Annotated in this window: 16 protein-coding genes and 1 tRNA gene; 9 read left to right on the forward strand and 8 right to left on the reverse strand. The window is 64.5% G+C overall.

The genetic code is table 11. The features are described from left to right. The first annotated feature begins 43 nt into the window (after positions 1-43). Entirely contained in the window at positions 44-328 is a 285-nt protein-coding gene (locus tag PP1Y_RS20525; RefSeq protein WP_007014910.1) for a succinate dehydrogenase assembly factor 2, read from the forward strand. A gap of 22 nt (positions 329-350) precedes the next feature. On the opposite strand, the gene PP1Y_RS20530 is transcribed toward PP1Y_RS20525, so the two are convergent. Further along, on the reverse strand, positions 351-1106 hold the full coding sequence (locus PP1Y_RS20530) for an SDR family NAD(P)-dependent oxidoreductase (protein ID WP_013833920.1): 756 nt from the start codon (positions 1104-1106) through the stop codon (positions 351-353). A gap of 107 nt (positions 1107-1213) precedes the next feature. Here PP1Y_RS20530 and mfd point away from each other — a divergent pair, with 107 nt between their 5' ends. Together mfd and PP1Y_RS20540 are read left to right on the forward strand one after the other, a co-directional pair. Beyond that, on the forward strand, positions 1214-4699 hold the full coding sequence (gene mfd, locus PP1Y_RS20535; protein WP_013833921.1) for a transcription-repair coupling factor: 3486 nt from the start codon (positions 1214-1216) through the stop codon (positions 4697-4699). 70 nt (positions 4700-4769) lie between these two features. Next, positions 4770-6323 carry a glycosyltransferase family 39 protein gene (locus PP1Y_RS20540; protein WP_013833922.1) on the forward strand — a complete coding sequence of 518 codons (1554 nt, stop codon included), beginning with the start codon at positions 4770-4772 and terminating at the stop codon, positions 6321-6323. A 19-nt stretch (positions 6324-6342) separates the two neighbouring features. Here the strand turns inward: PP1Y_RS20540 and PP1Y_RS20545 are convergent, their stop codons facing one another. Then, positions 6343-7671 (reverse strand): EAL domain-containing protein, encoded by a 1329-nt coding sequence (locus PP1Y_RS20545; protein ID WP_013833923.1) that lies wholly within the window; start codon positions 7669-7671, stop codon positions 6343-6345. Between the two features lie 98 nt (positions 7672-7769). Here PP1Y_RS20545 and PP1Y_RS20550 point away from each other — a divergent pair, with 98 nt between their 5' ends. From PP1Y_RS20550 to PP1Y_RS20560, 3 genes are all read left to right on the forward strand, one after another. Continuing rightward, entirely contained in the window at positions 7770-8564 is a 795-nt protein-coding gene (locus tag PP1Y_RS20550; RefSeq protein WP_007014906.1) for an NAD kinase, read from the forward strand. Between the two features lie 121 nt (positions 8565-8685). Beyond that, positions 8686-8760 (forward strand) — tRNA-Asn (locus tag PP1Y_RS20555). Between the two features lie 247 nt (positions 8761-9007). Then, the gene (locus PP1Y_RS20560) at positions 9008-9424 is read left to right on the forward strand and encodes a hypothetical protein (RefSeq protein WP_148275030.1); all 417 of its coding nucleotides are present in this window, start codon (positions 9008-9010) and stop codon (positions 9422-9424) included. A gap of 216 nt (positions 9425-9640) precedes the next feature. Here PP1Y_RS20560 and PP1Y_RS20565 read toward each other — a convergent pair whose 3' ends face one another. The 5 genes from PP1Y_RS20565 to PP1Y_RS20585 form a co-directional block, all read right to left on the reverse strand. Then, a complete protein-coding gene (locus PP1Y_RS20565; RefSeq protein WP_013833924.1) occupies positions 9641-10948 on the reverse strand; it encodes a PepSY domain-containing protein in 1308 nt (435 codons plus the stop codon). Continuing rightward, positions 10945-11481 carry a hypothetical protein gene (locus PP1Y_RS20570; RefSeq protein ID WP_148275031.1) on the reverse strand — a complete coding sequence of 179 codons (537 nt, stop codon included), beginning with the start codon at positions 11479-11481 and terminating at the stop codon, positions 10945-10947. Before PP1Y_RS20570 ends, PP1Y_RS20565 begins: the two co-directional genes overlap by 4 nt. A gap of 41 nt (positions 11482-11522) precedes the next feature. Beyond that, on the reverse strand, positions 11523-13622 hold the full coding sequence (locus tag PP1Y_RS20575; RefSeq protein ID WP_013833925.1) for a TonB-dependent siderophore receptor: 2100 nt from the start codon (positions 13620-13622) through the stop codon (positions 11523-11525). Between the two features lie 223 nt (positions 13623-13845). Continuing rightward, positions 13846-16584 carry a preprotein translocase subunit SecA gene (gene secA, locus PP1Y_RS20580; protein WP_013833926.1) on the reverse strand — a complete coding sequence of 913 codons (2739 nt, stop codon included), beginning with the start codon at positions 16582-16584 and terminating at the stop codon, positions 13846-13848. A 108-nt stretch (positions 16585-16692) separates the two neighbouring features. Beyond that, entirely contained in the window at positions 16693-17034 is a 342-nt protein-coding gene (locus PP1Y_RS20585) for a hypothetical protein (RefSeq protein WP_232512483.1), read from the reverse strand. 89 nt (positions 17035-17123) lie between these two features. Here PP1Y_RS20585 and argJ point away from each other — a divergent pair, with 89 nt between their 5' ends. From argJ to PP1Y_RS20600, 3 genes are read left to right on the forward strand one after another with little or no spacing between them, the layout of a single operon-like run. Next, positions 17124-18350: a bifunctional glutamate N-acetyltransferase/amino-acid acetyltransferase ArgJ gene (gene argJ / locus PP1Y_RS20590; RefSeq protein ID WP_013833927.1), complete on the forward strand. Its 1227-nt coding sequence runs from the start codon at positions 17124-17126 to the stop codon at positions 18348-18350. After that, a complete protein-coding gene (locus tag PP1Y_RS20595) occupies positions 18350-18973 on the forward strand; it encodes a glutathione S-transferase family protein (RefSeq protein ID WP_013833928.1) in 624 nt (207 codons plus the stop codon). The genes argJ and PP1Y_RS20595 overlap by 1 nt, the downstream gene beginning before the upstream one ends. Next, positions 18970-19779, forward strand: coding sequence for an inositol monophosphatase family protein (locus tag PP1Y_RS20600; protein WP_013833929.1), 810 nt, complete (start codon positions 18970-18972; stop codon positions 19777-19779). Before PP1Y_RS20595 ends, PP1Y_RS20600 begins: the two co-directional genes overlap by 4 nt. Positions 19780-19855: 76 nt before the next feature. On the opposite strand, the gene trxA is transcribed toward PP1Y_RS20600, so the two are convergent. Next, on the reverse strand, positions 19856-20176 hold the full coding sequence (trxA, locus tag PP1Y_RS20605) for a thioredoxin (protein WP_007014895.1): 321 nt from the start codon (positions 20174-20176) through the stop codon (positions 19856-19858). Positions 20177-20249 lie beyond the last annotated feature (73 nt).

A 20249-nucleotide genomic window follows, 5' to 3' on the forward strand; every position in this document is an offset into this window, starting at 1 on the left:
GCCCTACTTGCCCATGACAGCGCCGTCGCGTAACGGCGCTGTCATGGCCGACGAAAACGCTTCCGAACTTTCGCCCCGTCTCGCGCGCATCAAGTTTCGCGCATGGCATCGCGGCACGCGCGAAGCCGATTACATGATCGGCTGCTTCTTCGACCGCTTCCACCACACCTGGTCGGAAGCCGACCTCGATCTGTTCGAGAAGATCATCGACGAAGAGGATGTCGACATCATGGCCTGGGCGCTCGGCACCCAGACGATCCCGGAGGAATATCGCGGGCCGATGCTGGAGCGCATGATGAAGCTCGATTACGTCGAGATCCCGCGCTGACCCGATCTGCGCGCCGTCTCGCCTAGAGCGACGAAATGACATGCCCTCCGTCGACCGGAATGACGACTCCGGTCATGTAGCGCGAAGCATCCGAGCACAGCAGCAAGAAAGGCCCGTCCAGGTCCGCGAACTCCCCGAAGCGGCGCTGCGGTATTCGCTTGGCCATAGCCTCTCCGGCCGGGCTGGCCAGAAAGTCGCTGTTCATCTCGGTCGAGAAATAGCCCGGCGCCAGCGCATTCACGCGAATGCCGTAGCGGGCGAGCTCCAGCCCCATCTGCCGCGTCATCTGCACGACGCCGGCCTTCGACATCGCATAGGCCGCAAGTTGCCCGCCCTGCCGCAGGCCCAGGATGGATGCGACGTTGACGATGGCGCCACCCTTCCCGCGATCACGCATCCCCCGGGCAGCTGCTGTCGCAACCAGGAATGCACCGCGCAAGTTGGCGTCCATGATGAAATCGAAGTCGCCTTCTTCGTAATCCAGTATTCCCATGGCTTTCGACACGCCCGCGTTGTTGACGAGAATATCGATGTCTCCGGCCTGCTCCACCGCGCTGCGCACACTTTCGCCATCGGTCACGTCCAGTGTCACCGGGACGGCCGCGACACGGAATTCGCTGACGATCTCCTCGGCAAGCTGCTTCAGCGCATCCTCACGCCGCGCGGCGAGCACGACTTGCGCTCCGGCCGCAGCCAGCACGCGGGCGAAGTGGCGCCCCAACCCGCTCGAAGCGCCCGTCACCAGCGCGCGCCGGCCTTCCAATTGCCTCTCATTCATCGTTCTCTCCTTCCTCGTTGCGTCGCAGTGCAGCACCGGGTTCTGATCGGCAACCATCAACACGATTGAAATTCCCTGCCAACGCCTTATCAGCCGCGCTTCCCGCCATGCCCGATTTCCAGCGACTTCTCTCGGCCACGACGCCCCTGACCCTCGCCGCGGTGACGCGCGGCGCGCAGCCGCTCGTGATGGCCGATCTCGCCCGCGCGGCAAAAGGACGCGCCGTTTTCATTGCCGACAACGAGGCGGCAATGAGCGCGATTGCCGAGGCGGCGAAATTCTTCGCGCCCGAGCTCGACGTCCTGGAATTCCCGGCGTGGGACTGCCTTCCCTACGACCGCGCCAGCCCTGCCCTCTCGGTCAGCGCGCGGCGGCTTGCGGCGCTCTACCGGCTTCAGGCGAAGCGCAGCGGGCCGCAATTGCTGGTCACCACGGCCAATGCCGTGCTTCAGCGCGTGCTCACCCCGTTCCGTATCCGGGAATCGGTTCGCCTGATCAAACACGGCATGGAAATCGGCCACGAAAGTCTGATCGGTCTGCTGCGCCGCCAAGGCTACCAGCGCACCGACACCGCCATCGACGCGGGTGAGTTCGCCGTGCGCGGCTCGATATTCGACATCGTGCCTTCGGGCCTTGAAGGAGGCCTGCGCCTCGACTTTTTCGGCGACGAGCTGGAGACGCTGCGCCTCTTCGATACCGGCACGCAGCGCTCGACCGGCACCGTCGCCGAGCACCTGCTCGTGCCTGCCAGCGAAGCCCTGCTCGACGACGATACGGTCAAGCGCTTCCGCAGTCGCTACCGCGAGATGTTCGGCGCCCATGCCACCGCCGACCCGCTCTACCAGGCAGTCAGCGACGGACGTCGCCTGGCCGGGATGGAGCACTGGTTGCCGCTGTTCGAGGACCGCCTCGTCAGCCTCTTCGACCATCTGTCGGACGACGACCTGATCGTCGCCGACACTTCCGCCGTCGGTGCAACCGAAGAGCGGCTGGGCGACATCGCCGATTATCACAAGGCGCGCCTCGACACCTCGGGTCAGAAGGCGGGAAGCTACCGTCCTCTCGCGATCGACGCGCTTTACCTTGGCAGCGAGGAACTGGAGCAGGCCCTGTCCGGCTTCCCGGTCCACCGCGCCGATGCCTTCGCCAAGCCCGAAGGCAGCAAGATCATCGACTTCGGCTTTGCAAACGCCCGGGATTTCACGCCCGAGCGCGCCCGCGGCGACAATGCCTACGAGGCTGCGGCCAAGCACCTCCACGCGGTCGGCAAGGCCGGGCGCAAGCCGATCCTCGCGGCCTACTCGACCGGCAGCCGCGCGCGGCTCGTCTCGATCCTCGGCGAAGCGAGCCAGACCAACAAGTGGGGCCCCGAACCGCGCCTTGCCGACACCTGGCAGGAAGCGCTGGGTCTGGCCGTCCAGGGCCGCTCGGCCGCGCTGGTGCTGCCGCTCGAAACCGGTTTTGCCAACGACACCGTAGAGGTCATCACCGAGCAGGACATCCTCGGCGACCGCCTCGTGCGCCGCAAGAAGCGCAAGAAGGATTCCGACGCCTTCCTTGCCGAACTGGCGGCGCTGACGCCCGGCGACCTGATCGTCCACATGGATCACGGCATCGGTCGCTACGAAGGCCTGCAGTCGATCCAGGTGGGCCAGTCCCCGCACGACTGCGTGATGCTGACTTACGCGGGCGGCGACAAGCTCTACATCCCGGTGGAGAACCTCGACGTCCTCTCGCGCTATGGCAGCGAGAGCGAAGGCGTCATGCTCGACAAGCTGGGCGGCGAAGCCTGGCAGAAGCGCCGTGCGCGCCTCAAGGAGCGCATCCAGGAAATCGCCGGAGAGCTGATGAAGACAGCCGCCGAGCGGGCCTTGCGGCAGGCTCCGGCGATGGTTCCCGAAGGATCGGCCTACGACCAGTTCGTCGACCGCTTCCCCTGGCAGGAAACCGAAGACCAGGACAACGCGATTTCCGATGTCCTCGACGATCTTGCCGCGGGCAAGCCGATGGACCGCCTCGTCTGCGGCGACGTCGGCTTCGGCAAGACCGAGGTCGCCCTGCGTGCCGCATTCGTCGCTGCCATGGCCGGGCAGCAGGTCGCCGTCGTCGCGCCGACCACGCTGCTCGCGCGCCAGCACTACTCCGGCTTTGCAGAGCGATTCGCAGGCTTTCCGCTCAATGTCGGTCGCCTCTCGCGCCTCGTCCCCGAAAAGGAAGCGCGCACCACCCGCGAAGGGCTCGCCTCGGGCACCGTGGACATCGTCTGCGGCACCCATGCAATCCTGTCGAAGTCGGTGCAGTTCAAGCGCCTCGGCCTGGTCATCGTCGACGAGGAGCAGCGCTTCGGCGTCACCCACAAGGAGAAGCTCAAGCAGCTTCGCACCGACGTCCACGTCCTGACGCTGACCGCGACGCCGATCCCGCGCACGCTGCAGATGGCGATGTCGGGCCTGCGCGAGCTGTCGACCATCCAGACCCCGCCGGTCGACCGCCTTGCGGTGCGCACCTACGTGATGGAATGGGACGACATGGTGATGCGCGAGGCACTGCTGCGCGAACACCATCGCGGCGGCCAGAGCTTTATCGTCGTCCCCCGCATTGCGGACATGGCCGAAGTCGAGGACTGGCTGCACAAGCACGTTCCCGAAGTGAAGTGCATCACCGCACACGGGCAGATGAGCGCAGGCGAAGTGGAAGAGCGCATGAGCGCTTTCTACGAGGGCAAGTACGAGGTCCTGCTGTCGACGACCATCGTCGAATCCGGGCTCGACATCCCGCGCGCCAACACGATCATCATTCACCGCGCCGACCGCTTCGGTCTCGCCCAGCTCTACCAGCTCCGAGGCCGCGTCGGGCGCTCGAAGCTGCGTGCCTATGCCTACCTGACGACGCCTGCAGCCACCGCGCTTTCCGAAGTCGCGGAGAAGCGCCTCAAGGTGTTGGGCGATCTCGACAGCCTGGGCGCGGGCTTCCAGCTCGCCAGTCACGACCTCGACATTCGCGGCGCGGGCAACCTGCTGGGTGACGAACAGTCCGGCCACATTCGCGAAGTCGGCTTCGAACTCTACCAGTCGATGCTGGAAGACGCGATCATGGCCGCCCGCGCGGGCGGCGTCGGGCTGGAGAAGGACACCTCGGGCCTCAGCCCGCAGATCACCGTCGATGCGCCGATCATGATTCCGGACGACTACGTCCCCGATCTCGCCGTGCGCATGGCGCTCTATCGCCGCCTCAACGATGCCGAGAGCCAGCAGGAGATCGAATCCCTGTCCGCAGAGATGATCGACCGCTTCGGCGCCCTGCCCCAGCCGACGATCAACCTCATCAAGCTCATCGAGATCAAGCGTCAGGCTATCGAGGCGCATATCGCCAAGATCGACGTCGGCTCGCGCGGCACGCTGGTCAGCTTCCACAACGACAGCTTCCCCAACCCGGCCGGCCTCATCGCCTATGCGGAAAGGCTGCAGGGTACGGTCAAGCTGCGCCCGGACAACAAGCTCGTCCTCACGCGCGCATGGGGCGATCCCAAGTCGCGCCTCAATGGCCTCTTCCAGCTGACCAAGGGCCTGAGCGCCGTCGCGCGCAAGGGCTGACACCTCCGGGGTGGGCGCGGGCGCGGCGCGTAACCCGATCGCAAGCAATTGCCGGCATGGTCGCGCGATCATGGCAAGCCGTGCATTTACACCGCAGCGACTCGCGCTCGCCGGGTCTTCTCCTGCAACCCTGCCGGCAGCCGTTGTCATCGCGCTCTTCGTGCTGCTCGCGCGCGGCGGCGCGTTCCTGACCGAACACATCGATTCGGACGAATGGAGCTACATCCTGATGGGCGCGGACGTGGCGAAGGGCCACCTGCCCTTCGTCCACCAGTTCGACCTCAAGCCGCCGGTCGTCTTCCTGCTGTTCGGCGCGGTCATCGCCACGTTCGGCAAGAGCCTGCTCGCGATCCGCCTGATCGGCGCCCTTGCGGTGTTCACTGCCGCGTTCTTCACCTTCCTGATCGCGCGGCGCGCCACCGGCGCCTGGCCGGCTCTGGCCGCAGCGCTGATGAGCGTCGCGCTCTGCTCGGGCACACTCGGGCTCGATACGAGTTCGGAACTGCCTGCCATCGCCTTCATGATGCCGGCCACATGGCTGCTGGTGCGCCGCGAGACGGTAGGCCTCGCCGATGCCGCACTGTGCGGTCTGCTCGTCTCGCTGGCGGTTCTGACGCGCACCAATCTGGCGGTGGTGGCGCTGGCCTTCGGATTGTTACTCCTTGCCCTGTCGGTCATGCGTCCGGCGCGGTGCGCGCGTCACGCCTGGCTGGCCTATGGCCTTGCCGGGCTGATCCCGCCCGCCATGCTGACGCTGGTCTATGCTCTTGCCGGAGAGCTGGCGACGTTCCGTCTGGCGATGATCGACGTTCCACTGGCCTATTCCGGCCAGCTTTCGGCCCTGGACGTGCTGCGGCTCCACGCGGCGCAATATTACTATACCGCGCAGCTTGCCCCGCTGATCTATGTCCCGATGACCCTGCTCGCACTTGCTGGCATGGGGGCCAGCCTGCCGCTGCTCGTCAGGCATCGCCGCGATCCGGACAAGGCCTGGTTCGCCCTCGTCCAGTGGACCGGAATGATTGCAGTCTTGGCCTCACTGCTGATCGGAGGAGCGGCCTATCCGCATTACTGGCTGCAGGTCATGCCCTTCCTCGCCATCTTCGCCGCCCTTGCCTTTCCCGCCGCAGCGCGCCTCGGGAGACTGGCGCCGAGTGCCGTTGTCGGCGCAGCGGCGCTTGCCGCCAGCCCGGTGATCGCCGTGCTGGTAACCGGAACCGCGCAGACCGTAAAACTTGCGGCGAACCCGGATTCTGCCGATCGCTCCATCCGCGATGCCGCGCAGTGGATCCGCGCCCGGGGCGGCGCCGGATCGCCGGTCTGGGCCCTCCACATGCACCTTGCGCTATTCTATCTCGATACACCGCCGCTCTCGCGCGCCGGGGTCTATCCGAGCAATCTGTCCCGCAAGGCCATCATCGATACGCTGGCGGACCACGACTATGTCGGCCACGATGAAATCGGCCGGATCATGGCGAGCACGCCGCGCTTCATCGTCACCGACAGCATGGGCCGAGGCCGGGCATGGGTGCGCGATGCCGGCCGGGACATCGACGGTTGGCTGGGCGCGCGCTACCGCCTCGCCAGGCGGATGGGACAGGTGGAAATCTACGAGAGGATCTGATTGCTCGGGGGTCCGGGCATCAGCCCTCCGCGCGCGCCAGTTTCTCGAACATCGCCGCGCTCATCGGCTGCGCGCGCAGGAAACCCTGATAATAGGCGCAGCCTTCCTTCGCCGCGACTTCGCGCTGAGCTTCTTCCTCGATGCCTTCGGCAATGACCTGCAGGTCGAGCGCCTCGGCCATGGCCACGATCGCGCGCAGCACGGCCACGTCGCGTTTGTCGCTGGCAACGCCCTCGATCATCGAACGGTCGAGCTTGAGGTAATGGATCGGCAGCACCTTGAGGTAGCGGAAATTGCAGAACCCCGCCCCGAAATCGTCGAGCGCGATGCGGATGCCCTGCGAGGAGAATTCGGCCATCGTCTGCGCGGCCAGGGTCACGTCGCTGATCATCGCCTGCTCGGTCACTTCCAGCGTCAGGCGGCGCAAGGGAAAGCCGCTTTCGCGCACCAGGTCGAGCATCTGGCGCACATAGCTGCCGAAGGCGAGATCGGCGGGCGTGACGTTGATCGAGAGGCGCAGGTCGCCCGACCAGTCGCGCGCTGCGGCGAGTGCCTTGTGCGCGATATGACGCGATAGCGGCGCCACGTGGTCGGCGCGTTCGGCGATGGAAAACAGCGCCCCGGCGCCGATACGGCCGAGTTCGGGATGGTTCCAGCGCGCCAGGGCCTCGGCGCCGGTCAGGCGGTCGTCTGCCAGGCTGAACTGGGGCTGGAACAGTATCTCGATTTCATCGCGGTCGATGGCGCCAAGCAGGTCGGTCTCAAGCTGCGCGGCCGAGCGCCCCGGCGGCGTGACTTCACCGTCTGCCCATGCGAGTCTGCCGCTCTGCTGCTCGTTGACGCCCTGCAGCGCATGGCCGAGCCGATCGAGCATCGAATCCACGCTTTCGTCGTCGAGCGCCCGAATCAGCGCAATTCGGGGCGACAGGCGCAGGACGCCCGATGGCACCGCGATCGGGCGCGCAATGGCTTCGGCCAACTGGTCTGCGAAAAGCTGCCAGCGCTCGCGGCTGCAGGCCTCGTTGGCGATCAGCAGGAAGGTACCCCCGCCTGCCCGCGCCACCATCCAGGCCCCATCCAGTTCGTCTTCCGCAAAGTGGCTGATCCGCGCGGCGACTTCCTCAAGCGCACCGTCTCCGGCCGCTGCGCCATAGGCGATATTGATCGCATCGAGCCGCCTCAGGCCAAGAAGCAGTGCATGGACATGGGCATGCTGCGGACCGCAGGCACCGTCGCTGCGCCAATGTTCAATTCGCTCGCGCACGACGTCCAGACCGGGAATCCCGGTCAGACGCGCCTCGATACCTCGTGCCCCGCTCAATGCCAGCCCTTGCTGTGTGCCACCCATGACGTGCAGCCTTAGCGCAAAGGCCTTGCCAAACCGTTCAAAATTTTTCAGCCCAAGCATCTCGGGCAACACCCGCCCTGATCCCGGGCACATGGAATATGGGGGAACATTCCTTGAGTAGCGAACAGAAGCTTGCCCTCGTCGTCTCGAACAGCGCCAAGGCGCAGGCCGGGGCCGACACGCTGCGCAAGTCTCACGACTGGGTTTCGCCGGAGGAGGCGGACATCCTCGTAGTCCTGGGCGGAGACGGTTTCCTGCTCCACGTCCTGCACGAAATGCTCGACAGGGACACGCTCAAGCCCTGCTACGGACTCAACCTGGGCACCGTTGGCTTCCTGATGAACCACCCGCATGGGCATCAGGTCATCGGCCAGCGCGTGAAAGAGGCGCACCCCGTCCCCGTCAGCCCGCTTCGCATGGACGCTGTGGATCGCTCCGGCGTGGAATTCAGCTACTACGCCATCAACGAAGTCTCGATGCTGCGCGAAACGCGCCAGACCGCGAAGCTGGAAGTGCGCATCAACGGCCGCGTGCGCATGGAGGAACTGGCGGGCGACGGCATCCTGGTGGCGACACCGGTGGGATCCACGGCCTACAACCTCTCTGCGAACGGACCGATCCTGCCGCTGGGCTCGCGCATGTTGGCCCTGACCCCGATCAGCCCCTTCCGTCCGCGCCGGTGGAAAGGTGCGATCCTGCCCGAAAGCGCCGAGGTCGAATTCCGGATTCGCGAACCGGAAAAGCGCCCCGTCGCCGCCGTCGCCGACCAGAAGGAAGTGCGCGAGGTCCAATCGGTGCGAATCCGCGCGGCAACCGAGAAGGAGCTGACGATCCTGTTCGACCCCGGCTACACGCTGGAAGAGCGTATCTTCGCCGAACAGTTCCAGGTCTGAGCCGCGCGAAAGCAAGGGCGAGGAAATTTTGTCAAAATTTCCTCGCCCCCGGGCTTGCCAACCCAATCAGTGCCGCTTATAGGCGCACCCCTGCCCCGCGGTGGAGACACTGCAGGGCTGCTCCCCGATAGCTCAGCGGTAGAGCATTCGACTGTTAATCGAATGGCCGTAGGTTCGAATCCTACTCGGGGAGCCAACTTCCTCCTTCTTCCAAGAAGGAAAAAATCAGCGGTCTTCGGGCCGCTATTTTTTTGCCCGCAGCCCCCGGCCCGCAGCCTGTTTTCCGACACCACCAGATCGATTCGCCAAATGGGGTCGTCCGGGGCAATTGCCCGGCTGTACCTGGAAGTGCTGCGCCGAGCCCTGCGCGTGGCAAAGGCTTGCCATGGACACGAAGGAGGTTCAGCCTTGCTGTGACCAGACACCTGAAGGGAGCAAGGGCAATGACTGGTGCGCGACTTCGTTTCGTAGGAGCGATGATCCTTCTGGGTGCTACATGGCCTGCTGCCGCACAGGACGCCTTCGAAACGGCCCAGATCCTCTCCGGCTCGGCGCAGCAACCGGGTGCGGGCCGCTCGCTGGGTTCGGCGATTTCGCACAGCATGGACGCAACCGCGCGGGCCATCGAGGGCGGCCGCGCCCGTCCGGCACGGATCGAAACGAGCAGCAGGAGGCAGCACAGCTCACGAAACGGCGCAGCAGCCGCGAGGCAGGTTGCCCCTCTTCCCGGCGGCGTCGACCCCCTGACCAGCACAGATGCCCCGGCCTACAGGGTAGGCAGCGGCGCGACTATCCGCACCAGTGGCGGGCTGATCGCAACGCCTGCTGACACATGCGTCGAGAACTGCCCGGAACGCTGAATCGCGTACAGGCAGGTCAGGCCAGCGCGCCGGAAGATGGATCTACTGACAGGACACAAAAAAAAGCCCGGCGGGGAAGCCGGGCTATTTTTGTGTGGAGATATGGCAAACTGTGGGGTTTGAGCCTGTTCTTCCGCAGCTCTTGAGCGTCATACTTCTTACACGCTGGTTAAGAATTATCAGCCCAACTTGGTTAACAACCCGTTTACGTTTGACTCAGGAAGCTAACTTAGATCTGCTAAATACGTAAAAACACTTATATTTCAATGCAATAAAAGCAACGACAACGATAAGATAAATTATCCAGAAAATGGCCGCGAATGGCGTCTCGTTGCCCCACAACAGCCGCGCAGCAAATGTCGCTGCCACTGCAAGCGGCGCGCCCCAGACAATGCCGTCCCATCCGGCGCGCAGAACCGGCTCATCTTGCCCACGCCTGCGGCGCTTGCCGAGCCAGATGTAAGTGCCGGTCGCACAGATTGCGGTAATTGCCGTTCCGAAGACGAAATAGGCGATCTTGACCCAGAGCCCGCCAAAGTTGCCGAAATGCAGGTCATAAGTCGATGCCGCGGCCTGTTGCCCCAGCGCGCCATCGGACAGGCCCACGCTGCCGGTGAACCGCCCCCGGGCGTCGAAACCGTAATATTCGCCGAAAATGAGCCGCCGCTCTGGCTTGCCAATCAGCCGTACGGCCTGTCCCGCAGTCTGCGGGTCTTCAAGCACGACGTAGTCCACGGCAATGTCCGGTTTCTCGCTGGCCATGTGGCGCAGGGCGCTTGCCACATCGGGCATCGGCGCGGGCGCCTTGTCGGGAGTGGGTTCATCCCCGAAGATGGTGGCGAATACCGCTTCGGCGTCGCCGCCGTAGCCGGCGCTGGCGACCGAGAAAGCCGTCAGGCTCGCAAGGCCGATCGCCGCTCCGGTCAGCGCAATGGCAATAGAGAACGGCAGCGTCCACACGCTCATGCGATTATGCCAGTCGGCCAGGCCAACCCCGCCCTTGTCCCGCGCACGCAGGCGAAAGGCATCGCGGAAGATGCGCGGGTGCGCCACGACACCGGACAGCGAGAGGGCCAGCATCATCACCCCGAGCGCGCCGACTATGGAAATACCGACAAGGCTGGGCAGGTTGAGTTTGTAATGCAGCGCCACGAGGAAGTCCGTCCACGCGATCTCCTCGGGCTCTGCCAGCGAGCCATCGGGATGGAGATGGCGCGCGCCGTTGTCCGTGGTGATCGTTGCTCGCGGCAGGTCCGCGCTGGGCATGTGCACATAGAGGTGGCTGGTCACCGGCTTGTCCGCCTCTGCGGCCAGCATCGCCTCCACACCGCGCTGGACCGCATCGGGCGCGATCTGCGCCATTTCCGGCGCATCCGGCTGCTCGATCCTCTGCAGTTCTTCTGCAAAGACGCAGATCGTGCCTGTCAGCGAGACGAGATAGAGCAATGCCCCGGCAATCAGGCCGATAGCGGCATGGGCGGAAAGGGCGCGCTTGACCGTGCCCGGTTCGATAGCGGCGCTCATGTCATGGCTCCTATCATGTAGGCGGGAACGGCGGCGACCGTGCCGAAGGCAAGCATGACCAGCTGGCGGCGACGGCTGCCGGTCATCATCAGGGCGTAGGCCATCCCCGTCCAGGCCAGCGGCGTAACGAAGAGGCTGATCGCATTGGCGTTGACCTCCCCTGCCCCCGCCGCAAGCGCAAGCCCGCGCGCCGCCACGGCAAGCCCCAGCGAGGATACCAGCGCCAGGACCGCGACGAAGGCGAAAGTGACGAAGCGCCGGCCGACACGCAGCGCCCCCCCATTCTCAGGCAGCATGCCGACACGCCGGTTCGAGGCCGTCGCCTTGCCGGGCGGCGATGACCAGGCGGCCCATCCCAGGAGGACAAAAGCCAGCGCCATCGCCACGATGATCTCGACAGCAGTCCCCCAGGCACCGGCGCTTGACCAGCCCAGCGCGATGGACAGGGCCAGAGCCCCCCAGGCCGCAAGGTTGAGGCCGTGCGAGCGGGTGCGGCGCGACCATGACCGGCGCAGCATTGCCACGCCAGCCACAGCGAGCGCCGCTCCGAGAGAGAGGAGCGCGTCACCCACCATCAGAAGCGATAGCTCACCATGCCGAACACATTGCGCTCTTCACCCATGAAGCAGTCGCCGCGGGCGAGGCAGGAAGAGTAGAAGCTCTTGCCCAGCAGGTTGGTGGCATTGACCCGGAACGACCAGTTCTGCCAGCTCACCTCGGCCAGAGCATCGACCAGCGTGTAGCCCGGCGTGCGAAGGCCATCGGGGAACGCAGGCCCGTAGGAACGCTGGGCCCCGGTGTGGCGAACGCCCCCGCCCAGCAGGAGCGCGACATCCGCCGAGAGCTGGAAGGGCCGCGTCGCCCAGAGCGAGGCGTTGTACTTGGGTACGTTGTCGAGTTGCTGACCGCTTCCGGCTTCTTCGGCCTTGTTGTAGCTGAAGTTGGCCAGGATCTGGAAGTCGCCCGGAAGTACGGTGCTGCCTTCGACTTCGATGCCCTTGGAGAAGGACTCGCCAATCTGCAGCATCCCGGTGATCTGGTTTCCGGGATTGTCCGGGTCCTCCACTGCCACCGAAACCGGCCGATTGCGCTCCTTGATGTGGTAGGCGGTAATCGTCACCAGCGTCGCCTCGCCCGGGTGGAACTTGACCCCTGCCTCAAACTGCCGGCCGCGCTTGGGCGCATATGCATCGCCATATACATCCGTGCCTGCAATCGGCTCAAAACTCTCGGTAAAGCTGAAGAACGGCGAGACGCCCGGAACCACTTCGCCGATCACGCCGGCGCGGAAGGAGGTCGCGCTTTCGTCGATGGCCTTAACGCCGAAGCTGCGCGAGGTCACCTTGTCCCGGCGGACGCCGAAGACCACTGAAACCCGGTCGGCAAAGCGGACCTGGTCCTGCAGATATAGGCCCAGCTGCTCCTGCCTGGTATCGTCCGACTGTGCCGCGCCCGGAGGCAGACCGCCGCCAAAATCGCTCAGGGCATCGCGGTCGATGTCGTAGATATCGATCGTTTCATAGGCATAGCCGTCTGTCTTGCGGACGCGGTTCCAGCTGTAGTCGACGCCGGCCAGCAGCTTGTGCTCGACTGCGCCCCCGGTGTTGAAATCGAACTGCACATTGTTGTCGCTGGAGAAGATCTCCATGCGTGCCTTCGAACCCGCGGCAATCAGCGTGATCAGCCGCTGATCCTCGTCGAGATAGGGATTGGCCGGGTTCGAATAGCTGTTCGGATAGTGCGAGAAATAGGTCAGGTCGCTATCGATGTAGCGCGCCTTGAGATTGATCTTCGCGTTGTCGCTGAAGCGGTGGCCGAGCATCGCCGTGCCCTGCAGCAGGCGGCCGTCATAGCGGTCCCATCCCGGCTTGCCGACGAACAGGCTGTTCTTCAGCTGGCCGTTCGGATTGGGCAGGATCGTGCCGACCAGCGGCAGGAACTGCGAAGTCGTTCCACCGTCGTCCTCCTGGTAGAGCCCGATAAGCGTCAGGTCGGTGCGCGCGTCCGGGCTCCAGGTCAGCGACGGCGAGATCATGACCCGGTCATCGGGAACATGGTCCGTCTGCGTGCCTGAATCGCGAACGCGAGCGACCACTCGCCCCGCGAGCGTCGACGAGATCGGCCCGGTCAGGTCGGCCAGCATCTCCTTGCGATCGTGCGAACCGTAAAGCAGCGAGACTTCCCCGGCGCTCTCGAACTGGGGCTTCTTCGATGCCAGGTTGATGATGCCGCCGAGCGACCCCTGGCCGAAGAGCACCGAGGCCGGGCCGCGGATCACCTGGACCGACGAGAAGTTGTAGGGATCGGCGCGGATGCTGGCGTAGTAGCTGTAGACGTCGCGCATGCCGTCGCGGAACTGCAGCGCATTGATGCCGCGCACGAAGCCGCCGTCGACACGGCTGTCCGGACCATAGGGATTGGACTGGACGCCTGCGACGTAGCGCAGTGTATCGCTGACCGAAATCGCGCCTTGCGCGGTGTACAGGTCTTCCGGGATGACCGTGACCGGCTGGGGCGTTTCGATTGCCGGCGTATCGGTCTTCAGGGTCAGGCCGCTGCTTTCGCGCTCACCTGTGACAATGATGTCGCTGCGAACGTCTGCAGCTTCCTCTGCCATAGCCGGCAGCGACACCAATGCCGTGCAGCAAACGGCCATAATCCGGATCGTCTTCATGAAATCCCCTGTTGACTTAACGGCGCCCAGTTAACGCGAGTCATTCTCATTAGCAAGTCAGGCTTTGTAATTTATCGTTTCACATCAATGACAATCGCTTGCATCGTGCAGGAACAGCGCCTTTGCAGACACAAAAAAGAGCCCCGGAGGATCGCTCCGGGGCTCTCGTTTCATCTGCTGCGCCGGCCCGCACCCCGATCAGGGAGCCCGGCGGCCTGAAGCGTCAGACAAGCGCGCCGTGACAGTGCTTGTACTTGTTCCCCGAACCGCAGGGGCAAGGCGCATTGCGGCTGATCTGCAGATCCGCATAGGGATTCTCGGCAGTGCCGCCCGGGCTTGCCGTCGCCTGCGGGCTGCCCGCAAGCGAACCGAACAGCGCCGCACGTTCGGCCGAACCGTCGCCGTCGTTGGAATTCTCGAGACCTGTGAGCGGATCGATGTGACCGGTCAGGAAGTCGGGCAGTTCGGGCAGCTGGGCCGGCTCGGGAATGCGCAGTTCGCTGACCGACAGAATGCGGGTCACGTCCTCGCGGATCGTATCGAGCATGTGCTCGAACAGGCCGAAGGCTTCCTGCTTGTACTCGTTGATCGGCGTCTTCTGCGCATAGGCGCGCAGGAACACGACCTGGCGCAGCGCGTCGAGAGTGGCGAGATGGTCCTTCCAGTGATGATCGATGCGGTCGAGCAGGATGGACTTTTCCACCTGGCGCCAGATCGCCGGATCGTCGCTGGCCATTTTCGCGCTCATGTGCGCACCAGCCAGCTCGGCCAGGCGTTCCTCGACGATTTCCGGCTCGATGCCGTCTTCGTCGATCCAGGCGTCGATCGGGGCATCGACCCCGAGAATGTCCTTCGCCTTTTCCTTGAGGCCATCGACATCCCAGTGCTCAGGGTACGACCCTTGCGGGCAGGCATCGGCAACAAGCGAGTTGACCGTGTCGTTGCGCATGTCGACCACGACGTCGTCGACCGTCTCGGCGTCCATGATGTCCGAGCGCTGCTCGTAGATCACCTTGCGCTGGTCGTTCATCACGTCGTCGTATTCGACGACCTGCTTGCGCACTTCGTAGTTGCGCGCCTCGACTTTCTTCTGCGCCGTCTCGATAGCCTTGGACAGCCACTTCGAGCCGATCGCCTCGCCGTCGGCAAGGTTGCTGTTCATCATCTTGGCGAAGAGCGTATCCGGACCGAAGATGCGCAGCAGGTCGTCCTCGAGGCAGAGGTAGAACTTCGAAAGGCCCGGGTCGCCCTGACGGCCCGAACGGCCGCGCAGCTGGTTGTCGATGCGGCGGCTCTCGTGGCGCTCGGTGCCGATGACGCACAGGCCGCCTGCAGCGATGACGCGGTCCTTCTCGTCGCTGACTTCCATCTTGATCCGCGCAATCGCAGCTTCGCGCTCGGGACCTTCGGGAATTTCGGAGAGCTCGTCGTCGATGCGGAACTCGTAGTTGCCGCCAAGCTGGATGTCGGTGCCGCGGCCGGCCATGTTGGTGGCGATGGTCACCGCGCCATAGCGACCGGCCTGGGCAACGATATGCGCTTCCATCTCATGGAAGCGCGCATTGAGGACCGAGTGCTTGACGCCTTCCTTGTTGAGGAAGTCCGAAAGCAGTTCCGACTTTTCGATCGAAACGGTACCGACGAGGACCGGCTGGCCCTTCTCGTTCTTCTCGCGGATCAGCTTGGCGATGGCGGCGAATTTGTCGAGCGTATTCTTGTAGAACTCGTCTTCCTCGTCGACGCGCGCGACCGGCAGGTTGGTCGGGATGGTGACCACGTTCATCTTGTAGATGTCGTAGAATTCCGCCGCCTCGGTCGCGGCAGTGCCGGTCATGCCCGAAAGCTTGGGATACATGCGGAAGTAGTTCTGGAAGGTGATCGAGGCGAGAGTCTGGTTCTCCGGCTCGATCTTGACGCCTTCCTTGGCCTCGACCGCCTGGTGCAGGCCGTTCGACCAGCGCCGGCCGTCCATCATGCGGCCGGTGAACTCGTCGATGATGACGACCTTGTTGTCCTTGACGATGTAGTCGGTGTCGCGCTTGAACATGACCACGGCCTTGAGAGCCTGGTCTAGGTGGTGAACCACCTGCGTGTTCTCGACGTCATAGAGGTTCGACCCCACCAGCAGACCGGCATCCTCGAGCATGCGCTCGGCCTTCTCGACACCGTCCTCGGTGAGGGTGATGTTCTTGGTCTTCTCGTCGGTCTCGTAGTCTTCCGCGTCGAGCTGCTTCACGATCGCGTCGACCGAGATGTACAACTCCGACTTGTCGTCGGTGGGACCCGAGATGATGAGCGGCGTGCGCGCCTCGTCGATCAGGATCGAGTCGACTTCGTCGACGATGGCGAAGTTGAAGGGGCGCTGCACCATCTGGCTGCGCTCATGCTTCATGTTGTCGCGCAGGTAGTCGAAGCCGAACTCGTTGTTCGTGCCGTAGGTGATGTCGGCAGCGTAGGCCTCGCGGCGCTCGAACTCGTTGAGGTTGGGCACGATCACGCCGACGGTCAGGCCGAGGAAATTGTGCAGCTGCCCCATCATTTCCGCGTCGCGGCGGGCGAGGTAGTCGTTCACCGTGACGATGTGAACACCCTTGCCTTCCAGCGCGTTGAGATAGGTCGCGGTCGTCGCGACAAGGGTCTTGCCCTCGCCCGTGCGCATCTCGGCGATCTCACCGCGATGCAGGACGATGCCGCCGATCATCTGGACGTCGAAGTGGCGCATGCCGAACACGCGCTTCGAGGCCTCGCGCACGGTGGCGAAAGCTTCGGGCAGGATATCGTCGAGCGTCGCCCCGGCCGCCAGCATTTCGCGGAACTTGGGCGTCTGCGCAGCGAGTTCCTCGTCGGTGCAGGCTTCCAGCGTCGGCTCGTAGCCGTTGATCTGCTGTACGATCTTTTCGAGTGACTTGACGTAGCGTTCGTTGGACGAACCGAAAATCGATTTGACGAGTGCGCCGAGCATGGCGGGAATCCCTGTTTTACATGAATGCGTATGGTCTGAAGGCGCGCCCGCGATCATGGCAGGCACGACAGAATATCGCGAAGAAGCGAAAGAATGCGCGCGCCGGCGCTATTCGCGGGCGCGATCTATCCCTGCCAGGACGGCGGGCGCGGCAAGAGCGAGCGGCTCTGCCGAAACGAGCACGGGCGCATGCCTGCGGGTATTGCGCAGACCCGGCTCAGGCAACTGTGCCAGCGCCACGGGCGCACGCGGCGCCTTGACCGCCGATGACTCGGCCAGCGTACCGACCTGCATGCTCGCAACCTGCGACGCACGCGCCTCGGCCGGACCGATCTGCGCGGCAAGGCCCGTCAGAAGTGCGAGCAGAGTCAGGATCAGGCGGTTCGCCATGCGGACCAGATAGGGGTGGGCGATGTAATAGTCCACCCGAACCATAGCTTCGACCTGCAATTTGCACAGCTCGACCAAGTCCGGAAGCGGTCCCGGTCGTGCGCGCAATGCGCTTGACGCCGCGCGCGCACGCGTTACGCGCTGCAGGCATGGCATACCCCGTCTCACCGCTCGCATCGCCCTTTCCCGCCCTGCCGCCGATTGCCGGCGTGACCGCGCGCGTCGTGCGCGCCGGGTACAAGGACTGGGGCCGATGCGACCTGACTTATGTCGAACTCGACGAAGGCACCAGCGTCGCAGGAGTCTTCACCCGCAACCTGTGCTGTTCCAGCGAAGTGGAGCTGGGCCGCGCGAATGTGCGGCAGGGCAAGGCGCGCGCGCTCGTCGTCAACGCCGGCAATTCCAATGCCTTCACCGGGTACCGAGGCCGCGAAGCGGTGGAGCAGATCATGGGCCAGGTCAGCGCACACCTCGGCTGCCCGCTGGAACAGGTCTTCGTGTCCTCGACCGGCGTGATCGGCGTGCCGCTGCCCAAGGACAAGGCTCGCGAGGGCGTCGACAAGGCGCTGACGGCGCCGCCCTGCACCTGGGAAGACGCCGCCAATACCATCGCCACGACCGACACTTTCGCCAAGGGCGCGACTGCAACAGCCATCGTCGATGGCAAGACGGTGACGATCAGCGCCATCATCAAGGGTTCGGGCATGATCGCGCCGGACATGGCAACGATGCTCGGCTATCTCTTCACCGACGCGGCCGTTGAGCCGGCATTCCTGCAGGAATGCCTCTCCGCCGCGAACCTGCGCACATTCTCTTGCATCACCGTCGATTCCGACACGTCGACCAGCGACACGGTCATGGCCTTCGCCACCGGCAAGGCGGGCAATGCCCCCCTCGCCTCGTTCGAAAGCGCCGGTGCCGATGCCTTCGCCGCTGCCGTCCACGACGTGTGCCGCCAGCTTGCGCACCTCGTCGTGCGGGACGGCGAAGGGGCGCAGAAGTTCATCGCCGTAACCGTCTCGGGCGCAGTCTCGGACGAAAGCGCGCGCAAGGTCGGCCTTGCCATCGCCAATTCGCCGCTGGTCAAGACCGCCATCGCCGGCGAGGACGCCAACTGGGGCCGCGTCGTCATGGCCGTGGGCAAGGCGGGCGAGCCGGCCGACCGCGACAAGCTCTCCATCGGCTTCGGCGGCACCTGGGCCGCACGCGAAGGACTGCCGCTCGCCGACTACGATGAGGCCCCCGTCGCCGCGCACCTGAAGGGACAGGACATCTCCATCGAGGTCGACCTTGGCCTCGGGGACGGCCGGGCCACCGTGTGGACCTGCGACCTGACGCACGGCTATATCTCCATCAATGCGGATTACCGCAGCTGATGAGCGTTCCGGTATTCACGATCTGGGGGCGGCTGAACTCCCACAACGTCAAGAAGATCGCTTGGTTCGCCGAGGAACTGGGCCTGAAGTACGTGCGCCACGATATCGGCGGCCAGTTCGGCTACACCGAGGACTATCTCGAAAAGAACCCGAACCGCCTGATCCCGACGATCGAGGACGGAAAGCTGGTCCTGTGGGAATCGAATGCAATCCTGCGCTACATGGCGGCCGAATACGGCGGCCCGCGCTGGTATGCGCACGACCCTATCGACCGCGCGCTCGCCGACCGCTGGATGGACTGGCAGATCACTTATGCCGACGCCCAGCGCCTGCCTTTCCTCAGCTTTGCCCGGACAAAGCCGGAAGAGCGCGACATGTCCGCCATTGCGCGCGATATCGCAAGGTGCGCGCAGCAGCTTGCGGTGATGGAGCGGTATCTCGGCGAAAAGCCGTGGCTGTCGGGTGGCCAGTTCGGCATGGGCGACATTCCCATGGGCGTCTATGCCTATACCTGGTTCTCGCTGCCGTTCGACAAGCCAGAGTTCCCCAACATCACGGCTTGGTATGAGCGTATCAGGGAGCGTCCCGGCTTCGCCCAGCAGGTGATGATCCCGCTGACATGATCACGCCCGAACTCACCCGTGCCGTAGAGGCTATCATGCGCAATGCCTCGGATCGCGCCATCGCGCCGCGCTATCGCTCGCTTGCCTCCCACGAGATCATCGCCAAGGCCGCGGACGATGTAGTGACGGTCGCCGATCATGAGAGCGAGGCGATCCTTACCGAAAAACTGGCCGCGCTCCTGCCCGAAGCCAATGTCGTGGGCGAAGAGGCAGTCCATGCCGACAAGTCGGTGCTCGAACGACTCAAGGACCGGCTCTGCTGGATCGTCGACCCGCTCGACGGGACAATGAACTTTTCACAGGGCAAGCCGCCGTTCGGCATTCTCGTCGCGCTGGCCGACAAGGGTGAGACCATCGGCGGCTGGATTCTCGACACGCTGACCGGGCGTTTCTGCCATGCCGGAATCGGCACGGGCGCCTGGATCGACGGCGAACGCGTGGCCGCGCGCACGAGCGGCGAGTCTCCGCCCGTCGCGGCGATCTCGACGATCTTCATGGACGAAGACGCGCGCGAGAAGGTCATCCGCCATATCGCCCCGCATTACCGGCTGGTCGACATTCCGCGCTGCGCGGCCGAACAGTATCCACGCCTCGTGCTGGGCACCAACGACATATCGGTGTTCAACCGCACCCTGCCCTGGGACCATGCCGCGGGCGTACTCTTCCTCAACGAGGCGGGCGGCAAGGCCGCGCGGCCGGACGGCAGCGCCTATCGCGTCGACGAATACGAACGCCGCGAACTGCTGGGCGCCTCATCGCCCAAGCTGTGGGACGAATTCGCCGAAATCATCGCCCGCATACGCTGAACCCCTCCCACCCTGTGAGGTGAGAGGGGCTCGGCATTTCGCATCGCAGGCGCCGGGGCGCCGGTGCAGGGATCGATCAGATGCTGCTTTCGATCCAGCCCTTGAGCGCACTCTTGGGAGCGGCGCCAAGCTTGTCGGCCACCTTCTCGCCGTTCTTGAACAGAACGAGGTAGGGGATCGACTTCACGCCGAAGCTGGCCGGCGTGTCGGTGTTCGCCATGATGTCCATCTTGGCGATGGTCACCTGCTCGCCCAGTTCGTCGCTGATTTCCTCGAGAGCCGGCCCGATCATCTTGCACGGACCGCACCAGTCCGCCCAGAAGTCCACGAGAACAGGCTTGTCGGACTTCAGGACATCGTCCTCGAAGCTGGCATCGGTGACGGCAATGGTCGGCATGAAATGACTCCTCAAATCGGGTTTGATTGCAATCTAGGGAAGAAACCGCTCGTGACAACGCCTGTGCGGTGAA

Origin of the sequence: Novosphingobium sp. PP1Y (assembly GCF_000253255.1) — a bacterium.
In the GTDB taxonomy this organism is placed as follows: domain Bacteria; phylum Pseudomonadota; class Alphaproteobacteria; order Sphingomonadales; family Sphingomonadaceae; genus Novosphingobium.

Coding starts and splice junctions, on each gene's coding strand:
- PP1Y_RS20525 (WP_007014910.1), top strand. CDS start 44: ATGGCCGACGAAAACGCTTCCGAACTTTCGCCCCGTCTCGCGCGCATC.
- PP1Y_RS20530 (WP_013833920.1), bottom strand. CDS start 1,106: ATGAATGAGAGGCAATTGGAAGGCCGGCGCGCGCTGGTGACGGGCGCT.
- mfd (WP_013833921.1), top strand. CDS start 1,214: ATGCCCGATTTCCAGCGACTTCTCTCGGCCACGACGCCCCTGACCCTC.
- PP1Y_RS20540 (WP_013833922.1), top strand. CDS start 4,770: ATGGCAAGCCGTGCATTTACACCGCAGCGACTCGCGCTCGCCGGGTCT.
- PP1Y_RS20545 (WP_013833923.1), bottom strand. CDS start 7,671: ATGGGTGGCACACAGCAAGGGCTGGCATTGAGCGGGGCACGAGGTATC.
- PP1Y_RS20550 (WP_007014906.1), top strand. CDS start 7,770: ATGGGGGAACATTCCTTGAGTAGCGAACAGAAGCTTGCCCTCGTCGTC.
- PP1Y_RS20560 (WP_148275030.1), top strand. CDS start 9,008: ATGACTGGTGCGCGACTTCGTTTCGTAGGAGCGATGATCCTTCTGGGT.
- PP1Y_RS20565 (WP_013833924.1), bottom strand. CDS start 10,948: ATGAGCGCCGCTATCGAACCGGGCACGGTCAAGCGCGCCCTTTCCGCC.
- PP1Y_RS20575 (WP_013833925.1), bottom strand. CDS start 13,622: ATGAAGACGATCCGGATTATGGCCGTTTGCTGCACGGCATTGGTGTCG.
- secA (WP_013833926.1), bottom strand. CDS start 16,584: ATGCTCGGCGCACTCGTCAAATCGATTTTCGGTTCGTCCAACGAACGC.
- argJ (WP_013833927.1), top strand. CDS start 17,124: ATGGCATACCCCGTCTCACCGCTCGCATCGCCCTTTCCCGCCCTGCCG.
- PP1Y_RS20595 (WP_013833928.1), top strand. CDS start 18,350: ATGAGCGTTCCGGTATTCACGATCTGGGGGCGGCTGAACTCCCACAAC.
- PP1Y_RS20600 (WP_013833929.1), top strand. CDS start 18,970: ATGATCACGCCCGAACTCACCCGTGCCGTAGAGGCTATCATGCGCAAT.
- trxA (WP_007014895.1), bottom strand. CDS start 20,176: ATGCCGACCATTGCCGTCACCGATGCCAGCTTCGAGGACGATGTCCTG.